Origin of the sequence: Fluviispira vulneris (assembly GCF_014281055.1) — a bacterium.
GTDB classification, from domain to species: domain Bacteria; phylum Bdellovibrionota_B; class Oligoflexia; order Silvanigrellales; family Silvanigrellaceae; genus Silvanigrella; species Silvanigrella vulneris.
Map to the genome: position 1 here is coordinate 798493 of NZ_JACRSE010000001.1, position 19714 is coordinate 818206.

Genomic DNA, 19714 nt, shown 5'->3' on the forward strand with positions numbered 1-19714 from the left:
TAATTTCCTTGAATGATAAAACTAAATAAAAAATCTCCAGAGAAATTTATTAACAAAAAAAAATAGAAAAGTGCAAGTCAATGTTTTTAATATAAAAATATTTTATATGCATTTTTTTTATGCGATATAGATAAAAACATACATATGGTGTGCTTTACAGAAAATTATGGATAGCTTATAAATTAAGGGAACAAAAACGAAAGGAAAAAAAAATGTTCAAAATAAAATTAATACAAATTATGACATGTTCTTCATTATTTTTTTATTTAAATCCTATTTATGCAAGTACATTTAAAGATTCTTCTTATAAAGTTTGTTTCACGCCTGGTTCAAATTGTGCAGAACAAATTGTAAAAGAAATTGATGCAGCAAAAAAAAGTGTTTATGTACAAGCTTATTCTTTTACAAGTGCTCCCATAGCCAAAGCAATTGTGGATGCTAAAAAGAGAGGAGTGGAAATTAATGTAATTTTAGATAAAGGACAATTTTCACAAAAATACTCTTCCGCAAAATTTTTACAAAATCAGGGTATCCCTCTTTGGAAAGATTTTAAGCCAGCTATCGCTCACAATAAAATTATGATCATCGATGCCAAAACCGTTATTACGGGAAGTTTTAATTTTACCAAGGCAGCTCAAGAACGGAATGCGGAAAATATACTGATTATCACTGACACAGAATTAGCTGCAAAATACAAAGAGAACTGGGACAAACGCAAAGCTGCTTCAATCCGTGAAGATGGTAAAAACGAAAAGATCAATTAAAATGCATTTTAATTGATCTTTTTTTTAGTTTTAAAATTTTAGTTAAGTGAGCAAGTTTTTTTACCATCAGCAGTTTTAAACTCTGCCTTATTTGGATCAATTTTATACACGTATTTAGCAGGCTTTTGATCAGGAGATATTGCAAAAGTCAATTGACAAACATCATTTGCATTATCAGTGTAAGATAAAACAATATCTTTGCCAACTAACTTAAAGTTGATTCCGAGAGTTTTATAGTTATCAGTTAGACTCTTCGGTAACAAGCTGTTGATGCTAATGTCATTTAAAGCATTCAATACGCTTTCAAAGGTTATATCAGTTTTAAGAGCTTTAAGAGTTTCTATATTTTTAGTATTCTTATCCGCTCTCTCTTTGCTTAAAATTGGTTTAACAGCTTCTAAAAGTTTGTCTAGATCGGTTTTTACCTTTGTATTTGCTGCTGTTTTGGCTTCTGCCTTTTTGTCAGCGGCAACACTCAGGTCACCGAGATAATCTAAACTTGCTGTGTTATCTGCAGAGTTGTATTGATAAGTTAAGTTAGCTACTAGATTTTTATAAAATTCTTTGTTTTGATCTTCAGAGAGATTTAAAACCAAGGATTTTTGATGATTTTCATGCAATGAAAGTTCAGAAATTGTATTGATATTATCTTCAACCTTCAATTTTGCTTTAAGAATACTTTCACCTTTATTAGAAGTTTTAAGTTCGATATTACAGTCCTTAAGTGTAGCATCGGCACATGTGATTTGAGTATTTTTTATATTTGAAGTGATATGATGTGATTGATTAAAATCAAGACCACCTTTTTCTTTGTTATCATTTTTATTTCCACAACCAATTAAAGCAAAAACAGAAGTGCATACAGCGAGAGCAGATCCTAAAATTAACTTCATACGATAGACCTCGATCAGGTTTGGGTTAACACAAATTCAATTGCTAGTTAATACTATAATTAAAAATTTATTTCAAGCTTTAGAGATATTTTTTATAAAGCATTATTTATTATTTTTTATTTTGCTTAATTTTATTATAAATCTACTATTTTCATTTTTTATCAATGGATATTTTGAATATCATTTATTGTAAATTTAATATTTAAAAATTTATAATTTTAAGAATATAAATTAGGAAAAACTTCAAATGACCTTTTTTGTACATAATTTAATATAAACTTTTCATACTCCTCCTCAACTTGAATATGCATCTCTTCCTGCTCAGGCAGCTTCTCAAAGAAAACTTCAATCTCACAGAAAGGAACAGGTATAAGCATTTTATCCCAAGAGTTTACGCGAATTGCTCTTGGAAAACCAAACAAACGGCCGCTCTTAGAATGGGCATGGATCAAAAAAAGTGGCCCATTTACCACTCGAGCACAACCAACTATGCCACGTTTAGGAATAAGAGGCGGCCCCTTTGGTCCATCAAAGGCAATGCCGAGACTGACACCACTCTCTCCAGCCCGCTGCATTTCAAGTAATGCTTTACGCCCTCCACGGCTTGAGGATCCACGGATCATTTCATACCTTCTTTTTAACAACAATTTAGCAACCAGCTCACCATCTTTACTTAAGCTAGCAATTAAAGAGACTTTAGGTCTTTCTTGTTGATCCACTCCAATAAAGCAAGCTAAAATTGAATTATGTGGGCAGCAAAAAACTGCATTTTTGCCTTTACGCCAAACCGCTTGGATATTCTCAAATCCGACAAGGCGAATGCGTACGGTTTTTAGCAATACGAGATAGTACAAATAGCCTATATAAAATAAAAAAGTCCTCATAAAATTCCTAATTCTTTGAAATTACAACACTAAAAACACAACTCATTCATTGATATCTATATTCGTCTATCTCAATTATTAAGAAATAACGTCGATACGCCAGTCTAGGTACAACAACTTCACAACACAAGGTTGAGGAAGGGCACTCTTTGAAAAATAGGGTTCTTACCATAACACTTTATGGCACTATGTTTTGCAAGAGCTTCATTGTCTATGGAGAGCAAGGATCGTACACAGCGACCAAGGATACACTTGTTAAAGATATGGAATTGATTTCCAAAGCCGATAAAGATTATAATTCCGAATCTTCAACTCAGCTTTATTTAACTGCAAAACGAATTATTGTCGACTCTTTACCTGGAGAACAGGTAAAAGCTGAAAAGCTTTTAATTGAAAGCATCCGGCAAAACCCAAAGAATATCAATGCTTATGTTGCTCTTGCCAAACTCATACAATCGCAGGTTGCGCAGGGTAATAAATATCCCCAAGAACTACACAAAAGCATCACTCTCATAAACCAAGCATACGAAATTGACCCCGAAAGACCTAAAACACGTTTTGCCAGTGCAGATATTTTATTCTACACAGGTCAGGTAAAAAGCGCAGAAGATCTTTACCTTGACACGATGACTCGATTCCCAAACCATAGAGATACGTATATAGAAAAAACAAGAATATATTCAGAAAAAAATCCACAGGAATCTATACGCAATGCTGAAGCCGCTCTTAAATTGGGAGCCTCAACAGATGATATTTCTCAGTATTTAAGTTCAGCTCTCATTCGCAGTACAAAGAAAGAAGTTCTAGCAAATAAGCTAAAATCATATGCACAAAAATATCCTGATAGGTGGCTATGGCATAAAACTGCTTTAGCTTATGCCAATAATAGAAATTATAAAGAAGCAACAAATGCTTTTGAAAAGGCAATCACCCTCGGAAATGATGTCGAATCACGTTTACAGTTAGCCGTTATGCAATATTCGATTGAGAGTAAAAATAAAAAAGCCATTGAAAATTTAAATAAATTGATCACAATACTTGGAGAAAAAGAATATATCTCTACAACAGCATATTCCTTAGTTTATGCTCATTTGTCTTTAGCTTATTTTAAAGACAAAAAAAATGAAGAAGCCGCATTGGCTGCGACCTATGCGGCAAAATCAAGTGGAGAAAGCAAACAATTCTATACATCACTCGTTGCTGAATATAAAAAAATAAATGCTTTGTATATATTAGATAATTCATTAAATTATTTAATAAAAGAAGAACCATCATTTGAACTACCTTATACTGTTTTTGCTGAAATCAATAGAAACAATAAAAAATACGGTACTGCTATAGAAATGTACGATAAAGCAATATCTTTAGAACCAAAAAGAGATGACCTCTTTGCAGAAAGAGCAATTACATATTATAAAAGTTCTAGTTACGAAAATGCACTAGAAGATTTCGAAGCTGCTTTAAAGCTGCGTCCACATACTGCAATTTATCTTTATAATAAAGCCTGTATGCTCGCACTTTTAGGAAAAAAAGCGGATGCTCTAAAGACTTTAAAGCTCGCTTTTATTGAAGATAAAAAATTAATCGAGTTAGCACGAGTTGATTCTGATTTTGCCTCAATAAAATCGGACAATTTGTATTCCTCTCAGTTTGCTTCACTCATTTTAGAGGATTTTGATGAAAAATGGAGCGTAACAGAATCAGAACCACAATAATGTTTAGTTATTCATTTTTAATTATCTAGGAGATTGTTTTATGGCAGCAAATAGTTCTTTCATGGTTGACAGAAGAGAAATAGAATTTGTTCTATTTGAATATTTAAATATTCAAAAACTATTTGAATATTCTTATTTTACTGATCACTCTAAGGATTCCGTTGGAGAAATGTTAACATCTGCAATTTCATTATGTAATCAATATTTAGGACCACTGAATAAAATTGGAGATCGTACGGGTTGTGTGCATAATAAAGAAACAAAAGAAGTAACAACACCTAAAGGAACTAAAGAAGCTTATAAACAATTTGTGGATAATGGTTTTTTAACGCTTTCCGATCCCGAAGAAGCTGGAGGGATCCAAGCACCAAGCGTAATTGCTGCTGTTTTTATGGAATTATTCTCTAGTGCCAACCAAGCTTTTACTATGTATCCAGGTTTAACAAAATCGGCTTCCCATGTGCTTTATCATTTTGGTGAAGAATGGATGAAAAAAACTTGTGTGCCAAAAATTGCTGCGGGCACGTGGACAGGCACTATGTGTCTTACAGAACCTTCAGCGGGCAGTGCTGTTGGCGATTTAAAATCAACAGCTAAGCGTAACAAAGATGGAAGCTTCCGTATTAAAGGTGTAAAGCAGTGGATTTCAGGTGGAGAAAATGATTTTGCTGAAAACATATTACATCTTGTTTTAGCTCGTATTGAAGGCGCTCCTCAAGGGATTGAAGGTGTGAGCCTATTTTTAGTGCCTAAAAAGCGTTTCGATAAAAACACTGGAAAAATCACTGGCAAAAATGATCTTTATTGCATTTCTCTTGAAGAAAAAATGGGCATTCATGGCAACTCAACATGTCTGATGAGTTTTGGTGATAAAGATGATTGTGAAGGGTTTCTGATTGGCAAAGAAAATCAAGGAATTAACTACATGTTCCTCATGATGAACGAAGCGCGGATCGGTGTGGGTCTCCAAGGGCTTGCTCAAGCCTCTGTTGCTTTTCTCAATGCAGAAGCCTATGCAAAAGAACGCATCCAAGGGGTTGATATAACAGATAAAAAAGATGCTACAAACCCTCCACGCATTGCTATTGTCAATCATCCTGATGTGAAAAGAATGCTTTTACGTCAACGCAGTATTGTAGAAGGTGTCCGTGCGCTCATTTATACAGCAGCTCTCATGCACGATGAATCCGAACACTCACCGGACAATGAATTAAAAAAGAAATGCCAAGGATTTCTTGAGTTATTAACACCTATTGTGAAAGCTTGGGCAACCGATATGGGTTTTCATTCCATAGTACAATCCATTCAAACTTATGGAGGCTATGGATTTACAAAGGATTATCCTGTTGAGCAGCTCCTCCGCGATTCAAAAATCGCTTCAATCTACGAAGGAACAAATGGAATTCAAGCACTGGATCTCGTTGGCCGTAAAATGCGCATGGAAGAGGGCGCGATATTCATGGGTTGGCTTGAAAGACACACTGACTTTATCGAAAAATATAAGGATCATAAAGCAATTGGTGCGGAAGCTGCAATACTTGAAGAATACATAGCTGGAATTGCTGAATCCGCTATGCACATGGCAGAAGTTGCTAAAAAAGGAGATCGCAAAGCTGCGATAGTTAACGCTTATCCATTTTTAATGGCACTCGGCCATACTATTATTGCAGGCTTATTATTAGAGCAAGCAGTTGTGGCTGCTGAAAAACTTTCAGGAAATGTTTCGGCTGCAGAAAAACGTTTCTATGCTAATAAAATCAAGACTGCAAAATTCTTTACACATCATGTTCTACCTGAAGCAAAGTCCTATTTAGCAAATGTCGTTTCAAATGACATTTCCTGTCTAGAATTTGAGTTTTGATTTTTACCGTCCTGTTTCTTTATGCATCTAATTTTTATTTTTAATTAGATGCATTTTTTATTTTTATAAAATTTAATAAACACGCTTTAAAATAGCAGCAAAATTGTCTATACAATAACTCATTTCCAAAATTGACCTCACATAGAAATACTTTTATAAGATGATGGAGAGAAAAGATTAAACTCTGGTTTAAGAAAAATTTTTTTCTTGGAAATATATCTTAACCCAGTATTCTCTCAAAAAGAGTACCAATAAGTAAAAGAAAAATTTCAAGTTATTGACTTTCTTAAAACTATCGCTTAAATATCATTATGTTAAAAAATGGCCATCTATATTATAAGAAAAGGAAAAAGAACATAATGTTAAAAAAATATGGTTTGATTCATAATAAAATATTTTATAATACATCTATTCCGATAATTTATGAACATTCAATTCGTTTAGAAAAAGATTCTTTTCTCACTGATACAGGTGCGTTAGTAGCTTTTTCCGGTGAAAAGACAGGAAGAAGTCCAAAAGATAAAAGAATTGTCAAACATCCTGAAAGTGAATTAAATATTGATTGGGGTGATGTTAACATAGCCCAATCACAAGAATCATTTACCACATGTAAACAGAGAGCTATTGACTATTTATCTGCAAAAGAAAATCTCTATGTAATTGATGGCTATGCAGGTTGGGAAAAGTCCTATCAAATAAAAGTGCGGGTTATTTGTTCTCGCCCATATCATGCATTATTTATGCACAATATGCTTATCCGCCCAACTCAAGAAGAACTGAAAAATTTTGGTGAACCTGACTGTGTTATTTTCAATGCGGGCAGTCATCCTGCAGATGAAAACGCAGAAGGAATGAGTTCTAAAACAAGCATTTCATTTCATTTTGAGCAAAAAGAAATCGTAATATTAGGCACTGATTATGCTGGAGAAATGAAAAAAGGTGTCTTTACCGTTATGAATTATCTGATGCCCAAAAAAGGTGTTCTTTCACTTCACTGCTCAGTAAATGAAGGCACGCAAGGAGATGTCTCAGTATTTCTTGGTCTATCAGGCACAGGCAAAACCACTCTTTCAGCTGATCCCAATCGAAAATTAATTGGTGATGATGAACATTGCTGGGCGGATAATGGTATATTTAATATCGAAGGAGGTTGTTACGCTAAATGCGACAATCTTTCGCAAGAAAAAGAACCCGAAATATTTGCTGCTATAAAGTTTGGTACCTTATTAGAGAATACAGTTGCCGATCCTATCAGTCGTAAAATTGATTATACCAATTTATCTATAACAGAAAACACTCGAGCATCCTATAAAATTGAATATATAGAAAATGCAAAAATTCCATGTATAACTAAACATGCAAATAATATTATTTTCCTCACTTGTGACGCCTTTGGTGTGTTACCTCCAATCAGTTTATTAACACCAGAGCAGGCGATGTATCACTTTATGAGTGGTTACACTGCAAAAATTGCCGGTACAGAAGTCGGTATAAAAGAGCCAAAAGCAACATTTTCAGCTTGTTTTGGTGCTCCTTTTATGGTGTGGCATCCTACAAAATATGCCGAATTATTAGCCCAAAAAATACGTGAACACTCCGCCCAAGCTTGGCTAGTCAATACCGGTTGGACAGCGGGTGCATTTGGTGAAGGGGAACGAATCTCTTTAAAACACACGCGCAGTATTTTGAATGCGATTCACTCAGGCGCACTCACAAATGAGGATTTTGAAAACTTTGATGTCTTTAATTTCAAAATTCCACGCCAAATTAAAAATATTCCGACACAAATATTAAATCCTCGTAACACATGGAAAGATAAGAATCTCTATGACACTCAAAGAATAAAAATTGCTCAAATGTTTATAGATAATTTTAAGAAATTTGTTCATAAGACAAATCAAGATGTTTTGAAAGCAGGACCAGACATTGAAATGACTCGTTCCCATTAATAAAAAGTTTCTGCAGAATTGGAAAGAAAGTGAATGTTATTGTTTTTAGTTCACACAGCTATGAAAAAAGTTACTTTGAAGAGATCAACAAATCTTTTCATCACAATATCAAATATCTAGATCTACAATTAAATGCAGAAACAGCAGCTCTCGCAAAAGGTTTTACTTGTGTTTGTGCATTTGTAAATGACAAATTAAATAAACACACCATCCAAGAATTATCTGCGTTAGGTGTTCAACTTATCGCTTTACGCAGTGTTGGTTTTAATCATGTGGATTTACTTGAAGCTCGAAAACAAAAAATAACTGTATTGCATGTGCCCGAATATTCTCCGCATGCAGTAGCTGAGCACACAATTGCACTTTTACTCACTCTCAATCGCAAAATCCACAAAGCATATAATCGTGTGCATGAATTTAACTTTAGTCTTGATGGCTTAACAGGTTTTGACCTCTATAAAAAAACTGTTGGAATTATTGGTACTGGAAGAATAGGAATGGCCATGGCACAAATTATGATTGGCTTTGGTTGTCAAGTGCTTGCATTCGATAAATTCCCTGACAATACCAATAAAAATATAACTTATGTTTCTTTAAATGATCTCTACCAATATTCTGATATTATTTCTCTGCATATCCCACTTAATAAAGATTCTTATCATTTATTAAATAATGAAGCTTTTGCTAAGATGAAAAAAAATGTCATCATTTTAAATACCAGTCGTGGAGGTTTGATTGATAGCAGCGCACTCATAAATGCTCTCAAAAAAGGAATTATAAAAGGAGCAGCTCTTGACGTTTACGAAGAAGAGGAAGGATATTTTTTCTCTGATTGTTCCGAAAAAGGAATTGAAGATGATAATCTTGCTCGTTTGATTTCTTTTCCAAACGTTCTTGTCACCGCTCATCAAGCATTTTTAACCCATGAAGCCTTAACAGGTATTGTCACTACAACGTTACAAAATATATCTGATTATGAAATGAGTACAAAACTCATCAATGAAGTGCATTGCAAAGAAATTTAATAACCTTCATTGTCGAGCTTTTCTTTATTTTCAATTAAAATAAGTGCCGTTTGAAAGACCTTTTCCACACTGAGGTCTTCCAAGCATTCACGTCTGCTCAGTCGACAGATGTTTGACTCACATTGTATACAGCCTGTCTCTCGCTGTAAGGACAAATGTTTAGATTTATCTGGATGACACCAACTGGTTGGCGAAGTGGGTCCATGCAACTCAAGAGTATTTGCTCCAGCTGCAACTGCAATATGGCTTAGGCCATTTGAATTTCCAATCCAAAGAAGTGCTTGTTCTGAAAGAAAGCCTGCTTCACGCAAACTGAATAAAGGAGGAAATAAACTAAACTCAATTGCTAGATTGTTTTCTTTTAGTTTAAGCTGCAATGCACAATGCATTTCATTGACATAAGCATCTTCTGTAGGTCCCCATAGCCAGACAATTGGGCATTGATATTTTTGTATCAAGCGCCAAGCTAAATCCACATAACTTGCTGCTGGCCAACGCCGTACAGAGCGTCTATGGGTCGGACTTAAAAGTATATAATCGAAAATATGCGATTTGGTCTGTTTTATATTTATGTTTGCACTAATGAGTTTTGCTTTTTCTTTATTCAACCAATCTTGTACTTTTTCTTTATTCTCTAGAGAGATTGGTATGATTGGGTGCAATTTTAAGCATTGCTCTGTCTGTAAGTTGATATCTAACGGTTGCAATAGTTTTAAACGAGCATGGCCTAAATAGATTCCATTTAAATCTTCGCGAGGAATCAATTTGTTGAAAACTAAATTTCGAATTGGACTTGTCGAAAAGCTGATTCTGACAGGAGCTCCCGTTAGCATAGAGAGCACAGCTGTTCTGGGATTATTCATTGCATCGATCACAATATCGTATTTTTGCTTTCTAATTTTAATTAAATGCTGTATATTTTCATATAAAAATACAATATTTTCTATCAGTCGTTTAAATATGGAATTCTTATTTGTTTTACTTTTTTTTAAAACAGGGTAAAAGAAAAGATGATTTAAAAAGGGATTTTGCTCAAGAATTTGTTTCGCCATAGGATGACTCCACCAATCTATTTGTGCATTTGGGTATTTATCCCGTAATACTTGCGCGATTGGAGTGCCCAATAGAACATCACCCAATTGTCTCGGCAGTACTATTAAAATTCTTTTCTTATCATCGTGCATATGATTTTAAATCCCCCTAAGCATAGCATTAAAATCAAAAATGGCTTAACATACAATAATAAAAACTCAAAACCTGTTTTTGCGATCTTGATGTATATGAGGAGTTTAATACATGTTCTTAAGATCTCTGTTCTTTTTGTTACCATTTTTCTTATATCTTGGGATTGCTGTTCAAGCTGCAGGCTTTTATCTCTGTTGTATATTTGCGCCTTTTGGTTATTATTTAGTTAAAAATAAAAAAATTCCTTTCTTTATGCTAAAACTTGGTATATATTTACTCATATTATACTGCGTATTTCCCGTTTTTAATTTTTTAACTTATTATTTTCAAAACAAAACAATAGCACCATCTATATACAATTTAAAGGAAAATTTTCCACTTTTACTCAATAGCAGTTTCTCTTCCTCTTTTTTCTTTACAGGCACAATTTCTAGCTTTTTTATTTGGATTTCACGCTACGAAATCTTTAGATTTTTTACGAAAGGAAAAAATCTAAACCAATCACTCCCTGATATTAATCCTCTCAAATACTTTTTAGCAGGACTTTTACCTGCTTCTATTTTATTTTGTTGCGCACTTACTTATCAACATTTTACAGGTTTTGAACTTCGTTCTCATACGAAATATGGCCCCATTTTAACAAATGACAACTTACTACAGAATGGAACTTTTCGTGTATATGGCTTCTATGGCCATCCTCTAACTGTTGCAGCAGTGGGTTTAACTTATGCCACATTTAATTGGACATTATTATGGCTCATTATTGCTAAGAAAAATCTAAAAAGTATGTATTTTATCCCATTTAAAGATCATAAATACTTACCATATGTATATTTATTTTTAATTACAATCGCCAATACCACCTGTGTGTTTCTCAGTTCAGGCAGAACAGCTACTCTCGTAAATATTGCTATTTTATTGGGAATCCCATCACTTATTTATTTAAAGCGAAAGCCTATTTTTACAATTATTGCTATAACATCGATCGGCATTGCAAGTTTCTTTATAGGAAAAAAACTTGGAGTGATTGAAAGATTTGACTCAGCTGCCCAGTCAATATTAAATTCACATGCTTTCGAAGAAGGAAACAATCGTCAGTACTTTTGGAAAGTTTATACAAAAATGTTTTTAGATAGTCCTGCTGTTGGACAAGGGAATTTTTGGATTAATCACGGAATCCGCAACGAATATTATAATAAACTCGGTTTCTCTCATATTGAACAGAAGTACAATGCTCACAATAATTACCTCGAAATTCTAGCCTCTGTGGGCATTATTGGCTTGAGCATTATTTTGTTTGCAATCTATAAAATATTTCGCGTATTAAAACTTGAAATCAAAGCACAAAAAAATTCTTTAGTTCTTTTACTTATTCCTCTTTTTGTTACTTTATTAGCAAACTTATTTCACGCAACCACGCAAAATGTTTTTTTTGACTCCTCTTTTATATATATAAATATAGCAATTATTTATGTCATCATATGGCAGATTATAGATAATAAAAGAAATGCTCTGAGTTGACATCAATTAAAATTCATTTTTTAACCGCGACCATCATACCCTCACCGGTTGGCAAAAAAGTTGTCACCAATCTCGCGTCTTCAGCGCATTTTTGATTGAACGCACGCATTGCCAAAACTAAGTTTGCCAGATCTCCGCTAGGCAATTCCTCTTCGCCAATATAACCAAAAACAAAGACATTATCTGCAATCAATAATCCACCTGAGCGCAAGTTTTCTATTGCCCAATCAAAATAATGTGGATAACTGGCTTTATCAGCATCGATAAAGATAAGATCGAAAGGCCCTTTATGATTTATTTCTGGAAGCTTTTCAGAAGCCTTACCAAAGACAATCTCAATTTTCGTCAATAGATTGAGTTCAGTAAAAACTTCGCTGGCAACCCGCGCATGATGCTCACTCTGCTCAAAAGTATAAAGTTTACCTTCCGGTGGAAGTGCTTTTGCAAGAAATATGGCAGAGTATCCACAAAGTGTACCAATTTCGACGATTTTTTTAGCCTGAACCGAACGCGCTAAGATCTCGAGACAGCGCCCGTCTGTAGGAATTACCTGTAAGGGTGGAGTTCCACGCTTTTTAGCAATTTGTAATGCGAGCTTAAGGTCCGCACATTCATCGATATTAAGGAGACCTTCAACATAGTTTGCCACAGATTGTGATAAATTTGAGTATGATTTTAAGCGCATTTCATTTCCTATTGAAAACTCAACCTTATGTTTAAAATAACAAAAACAAATGATTTTTTATCAAAAAAATCTTCAGTTGTCTTATTAAAATTTAGGTCTTTTGATTCATAAAGATTAAGAAAATTAAAAATAAGGAAAAGAATAAAGAAGAGAAGGAGAAAGAGATGGTGGCACCTCCCGGAATCGAACCGGGGACACGTGGATTTTCAATCCACTGCTCTACCGACTGAGCTAAAGTGCCAACCCTTGGTAGGACAGTGACTAATACACGAATGCGATTTGAGTCAAGCATTCCAAGCAAGTTTTTTTATATTTTTTTTAATGCTCAATTTATACTCAAAAAACTACTACTAAAACCTATTTCTTGCGCTTTTATGATCAAAGAATATGCAGAAACTGTTTTCTGCACTGTCCACTGTCCAGTGCGCACGGTATTATTGAGCACTGGGCAAAGCGGTGAAGCCTGCCCCGCTGCAACCGAGGCAACAATAGCAACAGCTTTGGCAACGAAACAGGCTGGCGCAGCCACAGAGGTGCCTACGCATTTGATGGCACTTTCAAGGAAACAGGCATTTATCTGAAGATTTGCAGAATCTTTGGCTGTGCGAGAAAACTTACTGCGAAGAGTTTGGGCTTGGCAGGTAGGGGAAAAAGGTTCAAGAAAACAATGAACATTAAAAACCCCTTTCGTTGAACTTAATAAGGACGCAATATCTCTACTAAACTGACTTCCCATAGGACTCAAAAAAAAGGCGCGCACACTTTTTCCAACAGCGTGCTCTCTTTGCCCCCAACTCAATTCAAGGTAAGGATAAAAAAGAGCCGAACCCGTCATAACTTGTTTAATAGGCTCATAGACTTCTTTATAAAGACGAGCAGGAATTCGCATGGAATCTTTTTCCTCGTCTGCAAAAGACTCTAGCTGCGTTTCATACTCTTTATTCAACTTTGTTTCATAACCATTCCCTTGGGCACAGGTCGTTAAAGCAAAAGTCCCATTTCCCTTGGATAGAAGGTTGTAAACAGCAGAAAAGGAACAGTTGTTTGACAAAGCCGACGCTTGCGCCGCAATAACAGATTGGTTCTCAATAAAGACCCCATTGTGCTGATCAACACTCGTAGAAAAAAAAAGGTCTGGGTTGAGCGCGCTCTCAGCCATACGCTCTAAGGCAATTTGGCTTTCGTCCGTTGAGTTTCGCCACAGAGCTCGCTTGCGCTCTTCTCGGGCAAAATGTGCGTCAGGAAGAGCAAGCACAGAGAGAGTCTTGTCATCTTGATAAGCACGGTTTTGCTGCCTAAAAAGAAGGAGAAGAGCAGCGAGGGTGAGAAAAAAAAGAGGGAGGACAATCACGCATTCCACTAAAGATTGTCCTTTAGCTTCAAAAATATTCATTTTTACCTTTTTCCTGTGTCACGAGAGCAATCCAATTAGGAGTAAAAAAAGATTTATAAAAATTTCCTTCTGACAGCGAGCAAGCGGTTAAATGTTGCCAATCTTTTTCCTCTAAGAAATCACCTTGCCATTTTGATTTCGCTGAACAAATAAAAAACGGATGGGTGATTCGCACTAAAATATCTTTAGGAGAACTGTTAAAAAAATCTTCATTCTCTAAATTCAAAGATTTAAAAAATTTTATTTTCGTAAAATATTTTGTTACTTTTGTAAATTTTACATTTGCTTTTAACTTAGGACTATCCTGTAAATAAAGATCATACAAAAAAGATTTTGCCTGTGTAAAAGAAACAAGCGAAAGACCAAAATTGACTGTTTGATTTAAGTGCTCCGCTAATTTTTCATAATCGAGTACTAAGTTGGATTCAGTACCGGATAAAAAGGGCAGTATTTTATTGACTACTGCATAGGCTCCATTCTTATGGGATAGCTGACAATCGTCACGCAATAAATAAAAATTATATAGATTTTCAATTAAAGGAAGATTGATAAAACCTGGAGATATATATTTTTTTCCTTGACTTGCAAGGGAAAGACAAAAAACGTCTTTATTAGAGCTTTGCACAAAGTATTTTTGTATATTTTTTGGCAATGAATTTATAATAACTTTATTTTTCTCAGCTAAAGACTTTGCAATAAAAAGCCCTCTGCCTGATTTTAAGCGAAAAGACTTATAAATATTATTAATATATTCTTTATTTTTTTGTGTTAGAGCATTTTTTTTAAAATCTCCGTCAGAATGTACACTTGCTTTTTGCAGAGATTGATATGTTTGCCAATACGGTTGAGAAAAAGAGATATACAAACCGGTTTCAGCAGACTCAGCAAAGGCATTTTGCGCAACGCTGAGAGCTGTTATGATCTGTAAATTATTAAGTGAAATATGATTTAACTTGTGCGCTATCAAGGATAGATCTCGCAGTTTATTTTCTCTCTCTTTATTGATGTTTGAAAATGCGCGATAAAATGATTCAGAAATAAATAGAAAAAAAAGAGTGCTGAGCATGGCTAAAATAAGAAAGATAAGCCCACTGACTAAAGCCTGACCTGAGTCACAAGAAGCTTTAAATTTATTCATCAGTTTTCCTTTTTATTTTTAAATATGTATTGAGAAAGATCAACCGCATAAATAAATTCTTTTGTTTCTTTTATGATATCTTCTTCTAGGCCATGTATTTTTTCTGGTATAGCTAAGCCTTTTTCAAAGATTTGTGTGGATGCAGGCCAAGGAACATATGTGGAAACGCGCACGCGATACCAGTAAATGGGATAGTGCCATTTTGCCCCAGCAAAATGGCCAAGACAATTTCTCTTTGCCTGAGATCTGCGACCAACTTGTATAGAAGGATTAAAAAAACTTGAAAATAAAACAGGCAAGCAAGTCGTAACCTTTAAATAAACACCTTCTGGATGACTAAAATGACTAAAAACAAATTGCAGAGAGATCGTGTAAGTATGGTGTGGAATTGAATAAACCCATATATTTTCAGCATTCAATTCCTTCTCAAATGAAATAAAGGAAGTGGGAAAAAGCTTAAGAGTATGATGCAGTTGTTTTTTTATATTATCATCATAAATCTCACTCTTAAAAGAAGAATTTGAATGACTTTGAGGGATTGCCCTATTGCGCTTGAGCGCAAGTTCACTGTGCGAAATCTGCAAAGCAATGTCAGATACAGCAGCTTTAAACACTGCCTTAAATGCCAGTAAGCGTGCAATTTCAATCAAAGCAAATGCACTTAATGCTAAAATGACTTGCGAAATGAGGGCTTCGATGAGCACCTGTCCCGTTGCAGAAGTCAATTCTGTTTTTTTTCTCATTCTATCCATTACTCTTTCTTCACTTTTTTTAATTTTAAAAAGAGATCAATATCTGGCTCAAACTCAAATGCTTTCACTCGTTCTCCTCTTTTTTGAGTTGTCTGCTGCTTGTTATGCTCCATACTCTTGTTTTTTAGAGGAATATCCATATTTTTGCTGAGTGGGAGATAGGTCTCAGTTCTTATTTCATAGTGTGCATTTCGCAAAACATCTTTATAGACTGCATAAATATTCTTTTTGAGTTGATATTTATAAGTATAAGATTCATCCTCGAGAGAAAGAATGTGCTTTTGCTCGAGCATAATAACAAAGAGCAAACCCAGCGATAATATCTTCCAATTTTTTAAAATTTTCTTTAAAAAAATTTTAACTAAACAGAACAAAACCCCATTGTTTAGATGTTTTTCTAGGAATTGAATTACACTTTCGGTAAGCAATAAAAATATTTTGTCACCCTTAATCTTTGTTGTAAAAAGAGATATTTTATCATCTAAATTAATAAATACGTAGATATCTTTTTGAAACAAAAAAACTTCATTTATCTCTACCAAATATTTTTTTTCACTTTCGAGAACAAGAAAAACCTCCGATGAAGGCATATTAAAATTCATAATATCCTGAGCTTCATTTAAAGAAAAATATCTATTATTTTTAATATCAAAAAGAAATCTTTTATTGCTCAAAAAAGTCACCTGCATTTTCCTTGATATATGCACAATAATTTGCAAATTCTTGTGCATATCTTTTTAATTCGAGAGTAGAAAAAAGAATAAAATGATCTTTTTTCTGTCGAGATATTAACTTAGTAGATTCCAACAACAACAATTCATCTTTTTCATTTATAGCAAAAACATGCATTTGATTTTCTTCGCAACTTTCTATTGGTCTTTTAATTAAGATATATTTTCCTTGTATAGAAATAACTGCAGAATATGGAAGAGCAATAAAACCTGAGTAACTATCGTCTGCAGAAGCTTGTGCTGTCAAAGGAATCACTTTAAAGTCCCAAATCCCTCGGATTTGGGGTATTTTATCAGTCAATGAAAAATGCTTTTTAAAAGCAATTTTTTGCGCAGTTTTTGTTTTTATAAAATGATTTTTCCACGCTAAAAAGTCTTGATTTTTATAAATATTGTTCACAAGTGATATTTCTGGTCTGCTACTAAAATCAAAAAGAAAAAATAGTGCAAATATCCAGATAAAAATCTTCTTTAAAATATTGTCATTTAAAATTTTTTTAACAAAATTAAAAATAACAAATACGCTAAAAAACAAGAAATAAATAAATTCTTTTACTGTATTATTTTTAAATATAAATCTATAATCTAGTATTTGAGTTGACTTTATTGGCAGGTCATTAAAAAAAATAAAATATTTTTTGTTACAGGTAAATAATTTATCTTCTATACTATGAATAATAAAAGCTCTTAGAAAGATACTTTCATTGTAATTACAAAAACTAAATTGAAGGATTCCACTTTCTCTTTCAAAGATTAAATACATTTCAACCTCAATCCAATAAGCTTCCACTTAGATTTTTCTCAAAATTTTTCGCCTTCATATTCATAAAATTTTTAATTTCATTGTTTTCGGCTTGTAAATCACTGCGTATAGCAGAGACAGCAATCCAAAGTTCGGATTCTTCATCGTGAAATTTTCTACTTTTGAAAAGCTCGCCTAAAATAGGAATACTGCCTAAAAATGGATATTTTTCGATATTTTTTGAGTTTTTTGCTTGCACCAATCCGCTTAAAAGCGCTAAATTATTGTCTTTCAAAATAATATTAGTATTTATTTTTCGCTTGGTAAAACCAGGGATGTTTTGGCTGGCATAGAGTTGAGAAACATCACTCACTTCTAAATCAAGTTTTAACCAAATGCTCCCATCTGATTGCACTCGTGGAAGTACAGTAAACATAATTCCGAATGGTTTAAAACTCACAGAAGAGTTGTAATTGTTTCCAGAATTTTGCGCTGTCACGATAGGAACCTCACCCCCCGCTAAAAATGATGCTTTTTCACCTGAGCGCGAAAGGACAACTGGTTGGGCGAGATTGCGCACGAATGCTCTTTCTTCAAGAGCTTTTAATAAGAAATTCAACGGTGCAATTTGCAGAATAGGCTCACGGATAGGAGCGCTTATCAGTGAAGAAGAAAAGTTTAATGAAGTTGATATTGGTGCTTGCATACCAGGAGACTGAATTCCGCCACCAATTCCTTCTTTTTTTCCAACCTCTAAGAATTCAAAATTGATTTGAACAACACTGCTTTCTCCTGAAAAAAGACTCGTAGCATCGATTAAATTGGGTAAAAGTGCATTTAAATAATCCCATGCTCTATGTTTACCAACTGGAGATGATGGCACACCTGTGAGTGTAAAGACTCCACCCTTATTTATAATATATAAGCTTTTTTCACCTAATATTTTCAAATCTTCTTGGAGGGAATGCAAAACACCTAATTCAATCTGAGTAGCTATTTGGTACGTTGGAAAAAATAATTTACCATGCATACCCACTTCTCTTGCAATCGATCGAAAATCTTCAAACTTTTTCACTTTTCCAAATAAAATAATACGTCCATTTTTAATTAATACTTTAAGCCCATTAATTTTTTTTAAATGTGTTGTCAAAATACTCAAAGGTAGCGAATGTTCTTGAAACTCGTTTTCTGTCTTCTCTGAATATCTTTCTTCTGCAATATTCTTACCAACATATACCTGCCAATACATTTCATTGCCACCTTCATATTGAACAGTAAGAGCTGCTTGCCCATTTTGCTTTGGGATAATTTTGATCGAGTTTGTGAAACCTATTCTTTGAATATCTATGATATCTGGGTCTGAAATTTGAATACTTTGTGGAGCTGAAAAGAGTTGTATAACTTTTGACTTACCCAATTTTAAGTTTAAATTTTCCCTTGAATACGCAGACAATGTAAAGAATATTAACAAGAAAAAAGTAAATATAAAAATAATATTTTTGCTAATAAAATAAATTATTTTTGCTTTTTTATTTTTTATAATTTTTATTTTTTTATCCATATAATCGTCAAAAATTTTTGTGGTGAGTTCAGGATGAACTTCCATTGTATAAAAACTTTCTTTTGGCACAATAAATATACAATTTTTCTCAATAATTTCTGGTTTACTTAATAATTTTTTATACTTATTTAAACAAAAAATAGCGATAGAAAAAGACATACCAAATGTATGAAAAATTCGTTTTTTCCTATAAAGTAAACCTTCATGAAGAGGAAGCGAGAGGTGGTTTAATAAACCAGTCCTAGCTGCTTGCTGTCCAGAGGGAGATTTCAATTTTACTCTAAATCCATCGAGATTAAGTTCAAATGTATCTAAGTTATCATAAAGTTTTATCACATTGGCCCCTCTCATCTCTGTTCCATGTGATGTTCTTATGCTCAGTAATTTTTCAATTGCCAAATGACACTATACTGATTTTTTAATAGATGAATTAGCTATATTTATTAGACAAATTCAATGCAAATTAAACACTCTAAATATTCAGTTATTGATATCAAATATTTAGATAAATTACAAAATCTGTATTCTGATTAAATAAAAATAAATAAATAAAATTGTGATGAATATATTTCTCAGAAAGGGTTTTATACATATGTCTCTATTATTTATTAAAACAGAAAAAGGCCAAGGTCTAACAGAATATGCTATCATTTTAAGTCTGATCGCAGTTGCCTCAATTGCTGCAACTGCATTTTTTGGGGGAGCTATTAAAGCAAAGATTGCAGCACTTGCAGGAGCTATTTCCGGACAAGATATCGCTAAAATCAACGAATCTGAAAAAAAATCAAAATCTGCTGCGGATAAAGCACAAAAGAATGCATCAACTGTCACAGGCAACACATCCATAAAAAAGGATGAAGATATTTTTGATAAAGAAACTTTATAGTTTATTAATTTAAATATTGCTAGAAAATT

At 33.6% G+C, this 19714-nt stretch carries 17 protein-coding genes and 1 tRNA gene; 7 read left to right on the top strand and 11 right to left on the bottom strand.

Annotated features, from left to right (window positions below; translation table 11 throughout):
* Positions 1–212: 212 nt before the first annotated feature.
* Positions 213–764, top strand: coding sequence for a phospholipase D family nuclease (locus H7355_RS03190; protein ID WP_222435648.1), 552 nt, complete (start codon positions 213–215; stop codon positions 762–764).
* Between the two features lie 38 nt (positions 765–802).
* Here H7355_RS03190 and H7355_RS03195 read toward each other — a convergent pair whose 3' ends face one another.
* Together H7355_RS03195 and H7355_RS03200 are read right to left on the bottom strand one after the other, a co-directional pair.
* The gene (locus tag H7355_RS03195; RefSeq protein WP_186645121.1) at positions 803–1657 is read right to left on the bottom strand and encodes a hypothetical protein; all 855 of its coding nucleotides are present in this window, start codon (positions 1655–1657) and stop codon (positions 803–805) included.
* Positions 1658–1875: 218 nt separating this feature from the next.
* Complete coding sequence (locus tag H7355_RS03200; protein WP_186645122.1) at positions 1876–2541, bottom strand: lysophospholipid acyltransferase family protein; 666 nt, start codon at positions 2539–2541, stop codon at positions 1876–1878.
* Positions 2542–2690: 149 nt separating this feature from the next.
* On the opposite strand from H7355_RS03200, the gene H7355_RS03205 reads away from it, so the two are divergent.
* From H7355_RS03205 to H7355_RS03220, 4 genes are all read left to right on the top strand, one after another.
* Positions 2691–4256: a tetratricopeptide repeat protein gene (locus tag H7355_RS03205; RefSeq protein ID WP_186645123.1), complete on the top strand. Its 1566-nt coding sequence runs from the start codon at positions 2691–2693 to the stop codon at positions 4254–4256.
* 40 nt (positions 4257–4296) lie between these two features.
* On the top strand, positions 4297–6117 hold the full coding sequence (locus H7355_RS03210; protein WP_186645124.1) for an acyl-CoA dehydrogenase: 1821 nt from the start codon (positions 4297–4299) through the stop codon (positions 6115–6117).
* A gap of 359 nt (positions 6118–6476) precedes the next feature.
* Entirely contained in the window at positions 6477–8066 is a 1590-nt protein-coding gene (gene pckA, locus H7355_RS03215; protein WP_186645125.1) for a phosphoenolpyruvate carboxykinase (ATP), read from the top strand.
* 29 nt (positions 8067–8095) lie between these two features.
* On the top strand, positions 8096–9091 hold the full coding sequence (locus H7355_RS03220; protein WP_186645126.1) for a 2-hydroxyacid dehydrogenase: 996 nt from the start codon (positions 8096–8098) through the stop codon (positions 9089–9091).
* On the opposite strand, the gene H7355_RS03225 is transcribed toward H7355_RS03220, so the two are convergent.
* Positions 9088–10275, bottom strand: coding sequence for a glycosyltransferase family 9 protein (locus H7355_RS03225; protein WP_186645128.1), 1188 nt, complete (start codon positions 10273–10275; stop codon positions 9088–9090). The genes H7355_RS03220 and H7355_RS03225 overlap by 4 nt on opposite strands.
* A 112-nt stretch (positions 10276–10387) precedes the next feature.
* On the opposite strand from H7355_RS03225, the gene H7355_RS03230 reads away from it, so the two are divergent.
* A complete protein-coding gene (locus H7355_RS03230; RefSeq protein ID WP_186645131.1) occupies positions 10388–11797 on the top strand; it encodes an O-antigen ligase family protein in 1410 nt (469 codons plus the stop codon).
* A 13-nt stretch (positions 11798–11810) separates the two neighbouring features.
* Here H7355_RS03230 and H7355_RS03235 read toward each other — a convergent pair whose 3' ends face one another.
* The 8 genes from H7355_RS03235 to H7355_RS03270 all read right to left on the bottom strand — a co-directional run bounded on the left by H7355_RS03235 (position 11811) and on the right by H7355_RS03270 (position 19135).
* Positions 11811–12482, bottom strand: a complete 672-nt coding sequence (locus tag H7355_RS03235) for an O-methyltransferase (protein ID WP_186645133.1) — start codon at positions 12480–12482, stop codon at positions 11811–11813.
* A gap of 165 nt (positions 12483–12647) precedes the next feature.
* Positions 12648–12723, bottom strand: a tRNA-Phe gene (locus tag H7355_RS03240).
* Between the two features lie 84 nt (positions 12724–12807).
* Entirely contained in the window at positions 12808–13875 is a 1068-nt protein-coding gene (locus tag H7355_RS03245; RefSeq protein ID WP_186645137.1) for a hypothetical protein, read from the bottom strand.
* Positions 13862–15013 (bottom strand): hypothetical protein, encoded by a 1152-nt coding sequence (locus H7355_RS03250; protein ID WP_186645139.1) that lies wholly within the window; start codon positions 15011–15013, stop codon positions 13862–13864. The genes H7355_RS03245 and H7355_RS03250 overlap by 14 nt, the downstream gene beginning before the upstream one ends.
* Complete coding sequence (locus tag H7355_RS03255) at positions 15013–15756, bottom strand: hypothetical protein (RefSeq protein ID WP_186645141.1); 744 nt, start codon at positions 15754–15756, stop codon at positions 15013–15015. Before H7355_RS03255 ends, H7355_RS03250 begins: the two co-directional genes overlap by 1 nt.
* A gap of 8 nt (positions 15757–15764) precedes the next feature.
* The gene (locus H7355_RS03260) at positions 15765–16439 is read right to left on the bottom strand and encodes a hypothetical protein (RefSeq protein WP_186645143.1); all 675 of its coding nucleotides are present in this window, start codon (positions 16437–16439) and stop codon (positions 15765–15767) included.
* Positions 16429–17259: a hypothetical protein gene (locus H7355_RS03265; RefSeq protein ID WP_186645145.1), complete on the bottom strand. Its 831-nt coding sequence runs from the start codon at positions 17257–17259 to the stop codon at positions 16429–16431. The genes H7355_RS03260 and H7355_RS03265 overlap by 11 nt, the downstream gene beginning before the upstream one ends.
* Before the next feature lie 7 nt (positions 17260–17266).
* Positions 17267–19135, bottom strand: coding sequence for a pilus assembly protein N-terminal domain-containing protein (locus tag H7355_RS03270; RefSeq protein WP_186645147.1), 1869 nt, complete (start codon positions 19133–19135; stop codon positions 17267–17269).
* A 256-nt stretch (positions 19136–19391) separates the two neighbouring features.
* Between H7355_RS03270 and H7355_RS03275 the strand changes: the two genes are divergently transcribed.
* The gene (locus tag H7355_RS03275; RefSeq protein ID WP_186645149.1) at positions 19392–19685 is read left to right on the top strand and encodes a Flp family type IVb pilin; all 294 of its coding nucleotides are present in this window, start codon (positions 19392–19394) and stop codon (positions 19683–19685) included.
* The last annotated feature ends 29 nt before the right edge of the window (positions 19686–19714 follow it).

Coding starts and splice junctions, on each gene's coding strand:
- H7355_RS03190 (WP_222435648.1), top strand. CDS start 213: ATGTTCAAAATAAAATTAATACAAATTATGACATGTTCTTCATTATTT.
- H7355_RS03195 (WP_186645121.1), bottom strand. CDS start 1,657: ATGAAGTTAATTTTAGGATCTGCTCTCGCTGTATGCACTTCTGTTTTT.
- H7355_RS03200 (WP_186645122.1), bottom strand. CDS start 2,541: ATGAGGACTTTTTTATTTTATATAGGCTATTTGTACTATCTCGTATTG.
- H7355_RS03210 (WP_186645124.1), top strand. CDS start 4,297: ATGGCAGCAAATAGTTCTTTCATGGTTGACAGAAGAGAAATAGAATTT.
- pckA (WP_186645125.1), top strand. CDS start 6,477: ATGTTAAAAAAATATGGTTTGATTCATAATAAAATATTTTATAATACA.
- H7355_RS03225 (WP_186645128.1), bottom strand. CDS start 10,275: ATGCACGATGATAAGAAAAGAATTTTAATAGTACTGCCGAGACAATTG.
- H7355_RS03230 (WP_186645131.1), top strand. CDS start 10,388: ATGTTCTTAAGATCTCTGTTCTTTTTGTTACCATTTTTCTTATATCTT.
- H7355_RS03235 (WP_186645133.1), bottom strand. CDS start 12,482: ATGCGCTTAAAATCATACTCAAATTTATCACAATCTGTGGCAAACTAT.
- H7355_RS03245 (WP_186645137.1), bottom strand. CDS start 13,875: ATGAATATTTTTGAAGCTAAAGGACAATCTTTAGTGGAATGCGTGATT.
- H7355_RS03250 (WP_186645139.1), bottom strand. CDS start 15,013: ATGAATAAATTTAAAGCTTCTTGTGACTCAGGTCAGGCTTTAGTCAGT.
- H7355_RS03255 (WP_186645141.1), bottom strand. CDS start 15,756: ATGAGAAAAAAAACAGAATTGACTTCTGCAACGGGACAGGTGCTCATC.
- H7355_RS03265 (WP_186645145.1), bottom strand. CDS start 17,259: ATGTATTTAATCTTTGAAAGAGAAAGTGGAATCCTTCAATTTAGTTTT.
- H7355_RS03275 (WP_186645149.1), top strand. CDS start 19,392: ATGTCTCTATTATTTATTAAAACAGAAAAAGGCCAAGGTCTAACAGAA.